Raw genomic sequence first — 12,123 nt, 5'->3', positions numbered from 1 at the left:
GCCGGTCACCGTGTACGCGCTACTCACGGCAGCCCGGCGCCCCGCAACTCTCTTCCCCTTACATCTTGAGGAAAACCGATGTTGAACGCCCTGTGGAACCCGATCGTCGCCGGGGAGATCTCCCTGTCGCACCGTCTGGCGATGGCCCCCATGACGCGGGACCGGTCCACCCCGGAAGGCATACCCACCGAGCTGAACGCCGAGTACTACGCCCAGCGTGCCTCGCACGCCCTGATCATCACCGAGGGCACCCAGCCCAACGCCGATGGGCAGGGCTACCTGCTCACCCCCGGCATCTACTCCGAGGAGCACATCGCCGGCTGGCGCAAGGTCACCGACGCCGTACACAAGGCCGACGGACGCATCGTCATCCAGCTCATGCACGCCGGACGGATGTCCCACCCCGACAACACCCCCCACCACCGGCAGCCGGTCGCCCCCTCCCCGGTCCAGCCGTCGGGCATCATGTTCACCCCGTCCGGCCCTCAGGAGCTGCCGGTACCGCGCGGGCTGTCCACCGAGGAGGTCGCCGCGACGGTCGACGACTTCCGGCGCGCCGCCGCGGCCGCCATCGCGGCCGGCGCCGACGGGGTCGAGATCCACGGCGCCAACGGCTACCTCGTGCACCAGTTCCTCGCCGACAACACCAACCAGCGCACCGACCAGTACGGCGGCTCCATCGACAACCGCATCCGCTTCGCCGTCGAGATCGCCACCGCCGTGGCCGAGGAGATCGGCGCCGGCCGCACCGGCTTCCGGATCTCTCCCGGCAACCCGTTCAACGACATCGTGGAGAGCGACACCCACGAGCTGTACCCGTCACTCGTGCGCGCCCTCGCCCCGCTCGACCTCGCCTACCTCCACATCGGCCACGGCGGCGACGACGAACTCCTGCACACCCTCCGCAAGCTGTGGCCGACCACCCTCGTCCTCAACCGGGCCGGCACCGACATCGCCACCCGCGCCAAGGACATCGAAGACGGCCTGGCCGACGTCGTCACCGTCGGCGTGATGGCACTCGCCAACCCCGACCTCGTCGAGCGTGTACGCACCGGCGCACCCCTGAACACCCCCGACCCCGCCACCTTCTACGGCGGCGGCGAGGCCGGCTACACCGACTACCCCACCCACGCCGCCTGACAATCCCCGGCGATACCGGTCCTGGCGGGCCGGTATCGCCACATGGCCCCATGGAGGTACCACGTGTCCGAGCACGCTGCTGTTGAACTGAGCCCGGAAGCGATCGAATTCGCGGAGTGGCTGGCCGCAGGGCAGAATCCCCCGTCCGAACTGGATGCGGCGCGCATCCAGGCGGAGCAAGTCCATCTCGCGGCCCGGGAGCCGGAAGGCGTCACCTATCGGGAGGTGGACGCGGGCGGCGTTCCGGGAATCTGGTGCGAACCCGTCGACGCCAACACCGACTACGTCCTCCTGCACACCCACGCCGGGGGCTCCGTGCTGGCGTCAGCACACGTCGACCGAAAGCTCGCAGGCCATATCGCCAAGGCCGCAGGGGCCCCCGTACTGGTCCTGGACTTCCGGCGGGCACCGGAACACAAGTACCCGGCTCAGGTGGACGACGCGGAGGCGGCCTTCAACTGGTTGCTCTCCGAAGGGTATGAGCCCGGAAACATCATCACGATCGGCCACTCGATCGGCGGGTTCATCGCCGTCGCCCTGGCGCTTCGCCTCCGCGACGACAAGCAGCCCCTGCCCGGCGCCATCGTGTCGATTTCCCCCTGGTGCGACCTCGAGATCGCCAACGAGACCATCGCGACCAACGCCGGGACGGACAAGATCCTCGGCAAGGAGCTGCTGGAGTTCTTCCGGGATGCCTGGATCGGCGGCACGGGCATCGAGTTCACGGACACCCGGATCAATCTGAACCGGGCGGACCTGAGCGGTCTGCCCCCGACCCTCGTCTCCTGGGGAACGTACGAGGTCCTGGCCGGCGAGGACGAGGAGTTCGCCGCCCGCGTCAAGGACGCCGGAATCGACACGGCGACCGTGGTGGTCCCCGGCGGCCAGCACTCGTACGTCTACGGTGCCGGCCGGATTCCGGAGACCGACGCCGCCATCGCACAGATCGGCGCGTGGGTCCGGGAGAAGACGAAGATCTGAGCGAGCGGTCCGGGTGCGGCAGTCGCAAGATCCGCGCGCCTGCCGGACCGGGACGGTGGACGGACGCCGACACCGCCTGCGGCAGCGCGCAGGTCGGGGACGCCCGGGACCTCGTCCCGGTCCGGCAGGCGACGGTCGGGACGGCTGACGACGACAGCGGCTTCAGCTACGCGCGCGCACCGCCGTGCGCGACCAAGCTCGCCGACTTTCGGGTCGCCGTCCTGGCCGAGGATCCGTCGCGTCCCGTCGACAGCGACGTCGCCGCAGCCGTCGACGACGTACTCACCGTGCTGCGGACAACCGGCGCAAGGGCCCCAGTCCAGCCGACGAGCCTCCCCGCCGACCTCGAGCTCTCGACGCCGCGGCCGACCGGGTCGCGAACCTGCTCGTCTCGCGTGGCATCCAGCCGGGTGACAAGCGGCCGAAGGCTGTGGCGAATCCTTCCTGATCGAGGGCGGTGGCGAGCCGTGGGCCGGGGACGGGACGCCGGAGTCGTACGCCGTGGTCGTCGCCGAGCAGCGGGTGACGTTCCAGACGGTCGAGCGCGACGAGGACGACACCGCGGTGGTCCCCTGCACCTCTCGGCCGCTTCGCGGCTGAGGCGACAACGAGTGGGCCGGCTGCGGGCTCGGCCTCGCTGTCCTGCAGATCTACCGCACAGGTCTGACGCTCACCGTAGAACTCGCTCATCGGTGCGGCCGGTGTCCGGCGACGGCGGCGGCGAGGACCGCCTGGCGCTGAACCCTGCGACCGGAGCGCCCATCGAGTTCGGTTCGGCGGGGCACCGAACTCGATCGTGCGCCGAGGGGTAACGGCGGCGGAGCGCAACACCCGGCTGATGTCTCACGGCTGTCCGGCCCGCCCGCGAGGTCGATGGCTCACGACCCGAGGCGGGCGCCTGTTCCCAGCCGGGCGGTCACGTCACGGGGAGTGAGGGTGGAGTGTTCCGTGGAGCACTCGACGACGACGCGGACCGGGCCGTCGCACTCGGTGTGGCGGACGTCCAGTAGAGGACCCTCGGAGCCGAGGGTGTATGCCTCGCCCCACTGGCTCAGCGCCATCAGGACGGGCCACAGGTCCCAGCCCTTGCGGGTCAGGCGGTATTCGTTGCGGGAGCGGGTGCCGGGCTCCTGGTAGGGGACGGTCTTCAGGATGCCGGCCGAGGTCAGCTTGCGGAGGCGGTCGCTGAGGACGGCCTCCGACAGGCCGATGTGGCGGTGGAAGTCGTCGAAGCGGCGCACTCCGTTGACGGCGTCACGCAGGATCAGCAGCGTCCACTTCTCCCCGATCACGTCGAGCGTGCGCTGGACGGGGCAGTTCTCGGTGCTCGCCTCAAGCCACTCCATCCCGCCATCGTAAGGGACCTGCCTTCGTCATTGACAGTCAGGTGGCCAAAAGCCTAGCTTCACTTGAGAAAGTCAGCTGACAGTCAGAGGGAAGGGCGCTGGACCGTGGGGCGAACGCGTACGTATCACTGGGACGATCCCGCGATCTCGGCGGAGGCCGCCGGGCGCATGGCCGGCATCGACTTCCTGCGCGAGGTGCAGGCGGGGCGGCTGCCGAGGGCGCCGATCAGCCATACCGTCGACTTCGCCCTGGACGAGGTGGAGCCCGGCAGGGCGGTCTTCTCGCTGACGCCGGGCGAGGAGCACTACAACCCGATCGGCAGCGTGCACGGCGGTGTCTACGCCACGCTGCTCGACTCGGCGGCGGGCTGCGCCGTCCAGTCCCTCCTCCCCGAGGGCATGGGGTACACCTCGCTCGACCTGACGGTGAAGTTCCTGCGGCGGGTCACCGTGGACACGGGCACGGTGCGCGCCATCGGCACGGTCGTCAGCAAGGGCCGCCAAACCGCCCTCGCCCAGGCCCAGTTGGTCGACGCGAAGGGCCGTCTCCTCGCCCACGCCACCAGCAGTTGCATGCTCTTCCCGGTGCCCGCCCCTCGGGTGTGACTCCGTGGGCAGGGCCCTCGGGCTGTGGGGCGGCCGGGACACCAGGGGCGCGTCGATATGCCACTCGGCGGCGGCCCGCTGCCCCTCGGTGACTCGTCGGTTGTGAGGCTGGTGCGTGTCGCGGTCATGCCTGGGCGGACGGGAGCAGGTGGACGGCGTCCTGGGCGACGGGCGCCGGCTCGCCTGTGGGTCGGTGGGCGAGCTTCATGGTGACGGCCGGCGCCATGAAGCTCGCCGACAGGCGAGTTCGGATGCCGGGTCCGTGCCTGCCCTCACTGGTGAAGGCCCGACGCTCGCCCGTCGTCCTTGCCGCAGGGGGCGCTGGCGACGAAAAGGCGGCCGAGCGTCGCCGCTGTCGACTCTTTGGAGTACGTTCGCAATACCATAGACTGGTGAAGTCGGTGGAGGGCAACCGGTCCTCGCGGCCGGCGAAGGAGTGTGTGCTGTGGTGCGGTACGGAAAAGAGCACAAGTCGGAGACGAGGCGGCGGATCATCGAGACGGCGGGCCGCCGGTTCAAGCAAGACGGTATCGACGGCTCCGGGGTCTCGACGCTCATGAAGGACGCGGGGCTGACCAATGGGGCCTTCTACGCTCATTTCGAATCCAAAGACGACCTCGTCACCACGGCAATCGCCGCCCAGTTGAGGGCGCAGGCCGAGAGCGTCGTCGCGCGGGCTGCGCCTGGCCGTACCGGACTCGAGCAGATTGTGCGTGCGTACCTGTCGCCCCGGCACCGCGACAGCCTGGGCGACGGCTGCCCCAACGCCGCCCTGCTCGACGAGATCGGGCGCTGCACCGACACGACCAGGCAGGCATACACCGACGGCGTGCTGGTCCTCATCGACGGCATTGCCACCCGCATGGCACCCGAGGCCCCGTCCTCCGCACGTGTGAAGGCGCTCAGCCTCCTCGGCCTGATGGCCGGGACACTGCAGCTCTCCCGCGCCTTGACCGACAGCCAACTCGCCCATGAACTCCTCGATCAGGGGATAAGCAACGCCCTCGCCCTGCTGGACGCCGGGCAGCGCATCTGACGCACCACATCCCTGGCCCCAGGCTGGTCCTCATTGAGCACGATCGGCTGCCTCGCCGGTGCGGCCGCCCGCACCTCCACCGAGGCGCGCAGCACACTCGCGTCCGAATCCGTATCCCGCGCCCCTCGACGGCATCCGGACCAAGGCGCGGTGGTGCTCAGTGCGTGGGGGACAGGGCGCCGCGGAGGGTGCGCCGGTAGGTGAGGGATGAGACGCCGACGGCGGCACGCAGGTGTTCTCGTAGTGACGTGCCACCGGCGAAGCCGACTCGGCCGGCGATCTCGTCCACGGGCTGGTCGGTGGTTTTCATGTCATGAAGCCTTCGGCGCCGCCATGCGGCAGCGGTTCCCGGACGCCACGTTCGACGTCCGGCGGGCCCTGTCCGAGGGCGACCTGGTGCTCCTGCACTCCAGTGGCGTCCTGGTCCCCGGCGCCCCCGGGATGGCCGTCTTCGACATCTTCCGCTTCCAGGACGGGAAGACCGCCGAGCGCTGGGACATCCTCCAGGAGGTGCTCGCCTGGTGGGACGGGGCCGGCCGGGGCGTCGCGGAGATTCATCCACGGTCGCGGCGATCACTGGCTCGGCGCTCCCGGACTGTCCGAACGGTTCCCTGACGGCGTGGCCCGTGCGGCGGCCGGAACCAGGGCCCACATGGCCGCCCTGGCCACTGGGGAGTCCCGTGCGGAGTTCTGGGACGCGCTGTTCCCCGGTCGGATCCCGACGACCCCGTCGACGTCCAGGTCGTCGCAGTCCTGTCCGGTGGTGCGCCCTGCGGCACCCGTTGTGATCCCGAACCGTTCGCTTGCCGTTCCGGGTGATGCGAGGGCCGGCCGTCACGGTCGGCTGCTCGTCGTCCGCGCGTGCTCCTTCCCGTAACGCAGACCATGTTTCCCGGAGCTTTCTCGGGTCGCCGGACGTGACCCCTTGCCGCCGACCGACGATCCCCATATAGTCGTACGAACGTAAGACATACGGACGTAATTCAAACCAGGGAGTTCGTGATGGCGACAACTCGGCCAGTGGTGCTCGTGACAGGTGCCTCATCGGGGATCGGCAAGGAGGCGGCCCGCGCCTTCGTCGCGGCGGGTTTCGAGGTGATCGGAACCGGCCGCAAGACCTCCGGACTCACCCCGCCCGCCGGTGTGACGTACCTCGATCTCGACGTGGCCGGTGACGACTCGGCCACCGCCGCGGTCGCAGCGGTGATCGACCGGTTCGGGCGCATCGACGTCCTGGTCAACAACGCGGGCATCGGCTCGGCGGGCGCCGTGGAGGAGAACTCCGTCACCCAGGCCCAGAACGTCCTGAACATCAACGTCCTCGGCGTCATCCGCATGACGAAGGCCGTCCTGCCGCACATGCGCGCCCAGGGTGGCGGACGCGTCATCAACATCTCGTCCGTCCTCGGGGTCGCCCCCCAGCCCTTCATGGCCGTCTACGTCGCCGCGAAACACGCCATCGAGGGCTACTCCGAGTCGCTGGACCACGAGGTCCGCGAGCACGGCGTCCGGGTCCTCCTCGTCCAGCCCGCCTTCACCAGGACCAGCTTCGACACCAACGCCGCGCAGCCCGACACCCCGCTGCCTCTGTACGCGGAGCGACGGCGCATCTTCGACGAGGTGATCGCGGACGCGATGAAGGACGGCGACGACCCCGCCGTCGTCGCCAAGGTGATCGTCACCGCGGCCACCGACAAGAAGCCGAAGCTGCGATACACCGCCGGTCCGCTGGCCTCACGCGTCACCACGGCGCGCCGCCTCGTCCCCGCCGGAGTGTTCGACAAGCAGATCCGCAAGAACAATCGCCTGCCCACCTGACCTCCCGGTCCGGCCTCAAGGGCGCCGATCCCACCCGGATGTCTCCCGGTGCCCGACATCTCTGATGTCTCCGAAGTCCGTTGACCAGTCAGTCGTTGATTTGCTTCGCCCAGCTCAAGGCCATCCACCGCTGGGGACTCGCACGGTCCCAGGACCTCTCCGTCATCCGTCAGCCCGTGTTCATCGCCAACGGCGAGAGCGACAGGATGGTGCCGACGAAGAACTCGTTCGAACTGGCCCGGCGACTGCCGAACGCCGACCTGGTCGTCTACCCCGACGCCGGCCACGGAGGCATCTTCCAGTTCCACGAGCAGTTCGTGGCGGAAGCCCTCGACTTCCTTGAGCGGTAGTGGGCGTCAGGGGCGGGCGGTACGTGCGCCGGGGGCGTTGGGGGCCTCTCCGGCCCAGGTGGTCGACGCCCGTCAATCGGTCATGAGCCGAGGTGGGAGAGGCCGCTTCACCAGTCCTCGAGTGGCCGCGAGTGGCGATGCCCGGACGTGTGGAACGGTTGTCGCATCCGGGCTCGGCTCAATGCCCTCGCGCATCGCCCGGCGGGGGTCGCCCACCCCGCTGTCGCGGCTCGGTCGTCACTCTCGGTTCATGAACGTGCGCGCGTTCTCGATTTCCCTGCTCGAGGACCTCGTCGGCGAACTCACGGTCGGCGAGGGCGCGGGACGGTCGCAGCGTCCCCCGCCATCATGGTGAAGAGCCCGATGGCCTTGCCGCGAGCGGACTGTGGATCCGCAGGGGCCAGACGGCCGGCGGTCTCTTCCACGACGGCCGTCGCGCCTTCGGTGTGCGCCTGCTTGGTGACGTCCGCGCAACGGCCGATCTCGTCGAGCAGTGCGGCGGAGGGGCATCCGGTGCCGGGCCGGGCACGGTGCTCGGGCGCCAGATGGCCGCGAACGAAGTCCTCGAGTCCCTGTCGGCCGTGACTTCCTCGTCGGTGAGGGGTGTGCGCTTCGCCGGGCGCTGGGCGACATCACGGACCAGTGGCTGGGTATCTAAAAGTAAACTCAAACTCGGTTAGAATCGCTTCCATGGATGCGTGGACCGAAGTTCTTCAAGGCACCGGCATGGACGACAGACTCGACCGGGACACGTCCAACTGCTCGATCGCGCGGACTCTTGAGGTCGTGGGCGAGAAGTGGACGATCCTGATCCTGCGCGAGGTCTGGTACGGCTCGTCCCGCTTCAGCGACTTCGAACGCGTCCTCGGCTGTCCTCGCAACCTTCTCGCGGCACGGCTCCGGATGCTGGTGGAGGAAGGGATCCTGGCGACCGAGACGTACAAGGAGCCCGGCTCGCGGAGTCGGCCGAAGTATGTGATCACCTCTAAGGGCATGGATCTGGTGCCGGCCGTGATGGGGCTGCTGCAGTGGGGTGACCGTTACCGTGCCGACCCGGAGGGGCCGGCCGTACTGGCGCGACACCGCGAGTGCGGCGCGCACGTCGATGTCCAGATCCGCTGCGAACGAGGCCACGCGGTGCAGGCGAAGGACATCGAGAGCGTCCCCGGCCCGGCCTTTCGTCCGAGGTCGCCCGAGTGAGGCTGAGGACTCCTCCGTCAGCTTTCCGGGATCCGGCCACTCTGTCGTGTACGCGCTTGGTGGAGGCGGACAGGGCGATGGCTCAAATGGAGTACTGAGTACAAGAGTTCAGGATCACCGCCGGCCAGGCCGAAAATCCCCCGCGTCGCCCCTCAGGCGGTTGCCAGGTCCTGGCCGGGCAGGTCTTCGGGGAGCAGGGTGCGCAGGTCCTCCAGGCCTGGGACGGCCATGGCGCCGAGCCGACCGGCCTGCCGGGTCATCATGGCGTCCATCAGTTGGCGGGCCGTGCGCGCGTTGCCGAAGGAGCGGTCGCGGGGAATGGCGTCGATGTAGGCGTGCAGGGAGCGCAGGGTGTCCGAGCCGACGTCGTAGCCGGAGCCGGCGGCGATCCTGCCGATGATGGCGACGAGTTCGTCCGTGGTGTAGTGCTCGAACTCGACGATCCGGCTGAAGCGGGAGGCGAGGCCGGGGTTGGAGGACAGGAAGCGGCCCATCTCCTCGGTGTAGCCGGCGGCGATCACCACCACCTCGTCGCGGTGGTCCTCCATCAGCTTCAACAGGGTGTCGACGGCCTCCCGGCCGAAGTCCGAAGCAGCGGACTCGGGGGTCAGGGTGTACGCCTCGTCGATGAACAGCACACCGCCCAGGGCTCGTTCGAAGGCCTCCTTGGTGAGCTGCGCGGTGTGCCCGACGTACCGGCCGACCAGGTCGGCGCGGGCCACCTCCACCAGCTGGCCCTTGGGCAGGACGTCCAGGGAGCGCAGCAGGTCGGCGTAGATCCGGGCGACGGTGGTCTTGCCGGTGCCGGGCGGACCGGAGAAGACCAGGTGCCGGCCGACGCTGGGGGTGGGCAGGCCGACTGCCCGCCGGTGCCTGGCGGCGGTGAGCACGTTCACCAGGGCGGTCACCTCACGCTTGACGGCGGACAGGCCGATCATGGCGCTCAGTTCGGCCAGCAGCTGCGCGGAGTCGGGGACCGCGTCCGCGTCGGCGGCGCTGTCCCCTCCCACGTCCTCGGGCAGCAGCAGCGACAGGTCGCTCTCGGCGGGGGAGTCCATGGAGCCCAGCCGGAACGCCTGCCGGTCCACCATCTCCTCGAACACCTTGCGGGCGGCGCGGCCGTTGCCGAACGTCGCGTCGCGCGGCATCCGTTCGTAGAGCCGGGCGAGCGCGTCCGAGGTGTGCGGGTCGAGTTCGTAGCGGTGGGTCTCGCACATGGTGCGGGTGATGGTGACCAGTTCGTCCACCGAGTAGTTGGCGAAGTCGATGGTGCGGGTGAAGCGGGAGGCGAGGCCGGGGTTGGAGGACAGGAAGCGGCCCATCTCCGCGGTGTAGCCGGCGGCGATCACCACCACGTCGTCGCGGTGGTCCTCCATCAGCTTCAACAGGGTGTCGATGGCCTCCCGGCCGAAGTCGGCGCCGGAGTTGCCGCTGTCGGACAGCAGGGTGTACGCCTCGTCGACGAACAGCACACCGCCCAGAGCCCGTTCGAAGGCCTCGGTGGTCTTGATGGCCGTGCCGCCGATGATCTGCGCGACCAGGTCGGCCCGGGACACCTCGACCAGGTGCCCGGAGCGCAGCACGCCGAGTTCGGCGAGGATGCCGCCGTAGAGCCGGGCGACGGTGGTCTTGCCGGTGCCGGGCGGGCCGGAGAAGACCAGGTGCCGGCTCATCGGCGGGGTGGGCATGCCGAGTCTGGCACGACGCTGGGCGAGTTCGTTGAGGTTGACCAGGGTGCGTACCTGCCGCTTGACGTCGGCCAGCCCGACCAGGACCTCCAGTTCGTCCAGCGGGCCGGCGGGCGCGGCCGGCCTGTGGTCGCCGACGGCGCCTGGCCCACTTCCGGTGACGGCGCCCCACTCGTCGGCGAGGGTGTTGCCGCTGCTGCTCAGCCGTTCCACGGTGAGCCGCTCACCCGGCCGGGTCTGGCGCAGACCCGCGCCCCGGTTGTCCTGGACGACGCAGCCGACCACCGAGACGGGCTCCGCGCTGTCCACCCGGATGCCGTCGCCGGTGCTGCGGCTGATCCGGCAGCCGTCCAGCTCGGCCCGGCCGCCGTCGCCGACCAGCAGCCCGTGCGCTCCGGCGCCGTCGGCGTGGACCCGGGTCAGGGTGAGCCGGCCGCCGCGTTCCACGGCGATGCCGGACCCGTGGCCGCCGTACACCTCGCAGTCGGTGAGGGTGCCGAGGCCGCCGTCGCCGACGGAGACACCGGGCCCGGTGGCGTCACGTACGGTCAGATCCCGGACCACGGGCCGGCCGCCGTCGGCGGTGCGCAGCCCCGCCGCACCCGGTTCGATGACCATGCACTGCTCGAGGCGGCCCCGGCCGTCCTCGGTGATCTCCACACCGTGGCCGCCCGCGCCGGTGATCCTGACCCGCAGCAGGAGGGGGTCTGCGCCGGAGCGCACGGCGACGGCGGTGCCGGCAGGGTCCGCCACGGTCAGGTCCTCGAACTCCGCCTGGGAGCTGCCGGTGAGGAGCACCGCTCCGTCGCTGTCGGCGCAGTCCCGTACGACGGTGCCCCTGAGCAGGGGCGCGCTCGACCCGGTGACCCGGATCGCGGACGCGGCGGCGGAGTCGAACGCGCAGTCCTGGAAGGTGCCCCGGGAGCGCTCGGTGACGGCGAGTCCGCTGTCCTTGGTCCTGCTGGTACGGCAGCGCAGCAGCTCCGGGTCGGCGCCGGCGGCCAGGATGATGCCGGGGCCGGTGGTGTCGGTGACGGTGACGTCCTCCAGGGCGGGACGGTTGGCGCTGGTGACGTAGACGCCGGACGAGGTGTCCTGGACGGTGGTGCGGACGACCCGGGTGGCGGAGCGGCCTTCGAGGGCGACGGCGGGCTTCCCGGTGCCGGAGATGACGCAGGCTTCGACCAGGCCCTGCGCTTCGCCGTTGGCGAGTACGCCGTTGGCCTGGGCGTCGCGGATCGTGCAGTCGCGGACCGTCGTACGGGCTTCCTCGCCCAGCACGACGGCGCTGGTGCCCAGGTTCTCGAACCGGCAGTCGTCGATGACGCTGCCGGTGGGCGCGGTGTCGACGAAGCCGGCGCCCTCCGGGTTGGAGACCCGGCAGTGGCGCATCGCCACCGAGCCCTCCTGGCGGGCGATGACGGCCGTCCAGCCGGAGCCGACGACCGTACAGCCGTCCATGGCGACCTGGCCCCGGGGCGCGTCGACCACCGGCAGGTCCTCGCTGCCGCCGCGCAGGGTCAGGTCGGTGAGCATCACCGCGTCCGCGACGAGGAGTACGGCGGTGCCCTTGCGGGGGCAGATCTCCACGCTGCCCGGGTCGCCGTCGGCGCTGATGGTCACCCGGGTGCGGATGGTGAGGTTCTCGCGGTAGCGGCCGGGGCGGACCCGGATCACCGCGCCCGAGCGTGCCTTGGCCAGGGCCTCGCCGATCGTCCGGAAGTCGTCCGGCCGGTCCGCCGAGACCGTGAGCAACTGCCGTGACACGCAAGGACCTCCTGGTGGGTGGCGCAGTCGCCGGGCTCGCCCGTGGGCGGGGACACGGAAGGAAGGGTACGGCCGGGGTGCGCGGGCACGGGGGCACGCTGCGGGCGGCCAGGGAGATGCCCGCAGCGCAGGTCACGTGAGACCGGGCACCGGCTGCCAGGATCCCCCGCAGGGGCTGCCCGTTGGCCCGG

General features: G+C 70.3%; 11 protein-coding genes. 8 read left to right on the top strand and 3 right to left on the bottom strand.

Annotation, left to right across the window (positions count from 1 at the left end):
• The first annotated feature begins 78 nt into the window (after positions 1-78).
• Positions 79-1,140: an alkene reductase gene (locus ACFWBD_RS04605; RefSeq protein WP_385662564.1), complete on the top strand. Its 1,062-nt coding sequence runs from the start codon at positions 79-81 to the stop codon at positions 1,138-1,140.
• 63 nt (positions 1,141-1,203) lie between these two features.
• Positions 1,204-2,121, top strand: coding sequence for an alpha/beta hydrolase (locus ACFWBD_RS04600; RefSeq protein ID WP_385662562.1), 918 nt, complete (start codon positions 1,204-1,206; stop codon positions 2,119-2,121).
• 878 nt (positions 2,122-2,999) lie between these two features.
• Here ACFWBD_RS04600 and ACFWBD_RS04595 read toward each other — a convergent pair.
• Entirely contained in the window at positions 3,000-3,467 is a 468-nt protein-coding gene (locus tag ACFWBD_RS04595; protein ID WP_385662559.1) for a winged helix-turn-helix transcriptional regulator, read from the bottom strand.
• Positions 3,468-3,572: 105 nt separating this feature from the next.
• Between ACFWBD_RS04595 and ACFWBD_RS04590 the strand changes: the two genes are divergently transcribed.
• Positions 3,573-4,073, top strand: a complete 501-nt coding sequence (locus tag ACFWBD_RS04590; protein WP_385662557.1) for a PaaI family thioesterase — start codon at positions 3,573-3,575, stop codon at positions 4,071-4,073.
• Between the two features lie 445 nt (positions 4,074-4,518).
• Positions 4,519-5,109 carry a TetR family transcriptional regulator gene (locus ACFWBD_RS04585; RefSeq protein ID WP_385662554.1) on the top strand — a complete coding sequence of 197 codons (591 nt, stop codon included), beginning with the start codon at positions 4,519-4,521 and terminating at the stop codon, positions 5,107-5,109.
• Between the two features lie 157 nt (positions 5,110-5,266).
• Here ACFWBD_RS04585 and ACFWBD_RS04580 read toward each other — a convergent pair whose 3' ends face one another.
• On the bottom strand, positions 5,267-5,419 hold the full coding sequence (locus tag ACFWBD_RS04580; protein WP_385662551.1) for a hypothetical protein: 153 nt from the start codon (positions 5,417-5,419) through the stop codon (positions 5,267-5,269).
• Between the two features lie 23 nt (positions 5,420-5,442).
• Here ACFWBD_RS04580 and ACFWBD_RS04575 point away from each other — a divergent pair, with 23 nt between their 5' ends.
• From ACFWBD_RS04575 to ACFWBD_RS04560, 4 genes are all read left to right on the top strand, one after another.
• A complete protein-coding gene (locus tag ACFWBD_RS04575; RefSeq protein WP_385662549.1) occupies positions 5,443-5,724 on the top strand; it encodes a hypothetical protein in 282 nt (93 codons plus the stop codon).
• A 387-nt stretch (positions 5,725-6,111) separates the two neighbouring features.
• Positions 6,112-6,927: an oxidoreductase gene (locus ACFWBD_RS04570; protein WP_385662546.1), complete on the top strand. Its 816-nt coding sequence runs from the start codon at positions 6,112-6,114 to the stop codon at positions 6,925-6,927.
• Positions 6,928-7,007: 80 nt separating this feature from the next.
• Positions 7,008-7,277 carry an alpha/beta fold hydrolase gene (locus ACFWBD_RS04565; RefSeq protein ID WP_385662545.1) on the top strand — a complete coding sequence of 90 codons (270 nt, stop codon included), beginning with the start codon at positions 7,008-7,010 and terminating at the stop codon, positions 7,275-7,277.
• 726 nt (positions 7,278-8,003) lie between these two features.
• Complete coding sequence (locus ACFWBD_RS04560; RefSeq protein ID WP_385662869.1) at positions 8,004-8,477, top strand: winged helix-turn-helix transcriptional regulator; 474 nt, start codon at positions 8,004-8,006, stop codon at positions 8,475-8,477.
• A 152-nt stretch (positions 8,478-8,629) separates the two neighbouring features.
• Here ACFWBD_RS04560 and ACFWBD_RS04555 read toward each other — a convergent pair whose 3' ends face one another.
• Positions 8,630-11,932 (bottom strand): right-handed parallel beta-helix repeat-containing protein, encoded by a 3,303-nt coding sequence (locus ACFWBD_RS04555; RefSeq protein WP_385662542.1) that lies wholly within the window; start codon positions 11,930-11,932, stop codon positions 8,630-8,632.
• Positions 11,933-12,123 lie beyond the last annotated feature (191 nt).

It is taken from the genome of Streptomyces sp. NPDC060002, assembly GCF_042737245.1.
Taxonomy (GTDB): Bacteria; Actinomycetota; Actinomycetes; order Streptomycetales; family Streptomycetaceae; genus Streptomyces.
Note: the sequence above shows the minus strand (reverse complement) of the source record. Positions and strands in the feature narration are given on the sequence as shown.

Coding starts and splice junctions, on each gene's coding strand:
- ACFWBD_RS04605 (WP_385662564.1), top strand. CDS start 79: ATGTTGAACGCCCTGTGGAACCCGATCGTCGCCGGGGAGATCTCCCTG.
- ACFWBD_RS04595 (WP_385662559.1), bottom strand. CDS start 3,467: ATGGAGTGGCTTGAGGCGAGCACCGAGAACTGCCCCGTCCAGCGCACG.
- ACFWBD_RS04580 (WP_385662551.1), bottom strand. CDS start 5,419: ATGAAAACCACCGACCAGCCCGTGGACGAGATCGCCGGCCGAGTCGGC.
- ACFWBD_RS04575 (WP_385662549.1), top strand. CDS start 5,443: ATGCGGCAGCGGTTCCCGGACGCCACGTTCGACGTCCGGCGGGCCCTG.
- ACFWBD_RS04570 (WP_385662546.1), top strand. CDS start 6,112: ATGGCGACAACTCGGCCAGTGGTGCTCGTGACAGGTGCCTCATCGGGG.
- ACFWBD_RS04560 (WP_385662869.1), top strand. CDS start 8,004: ATGGACGACAGACTCGACCGGGACACGTCCAACTGCTCGATCGCGCGG.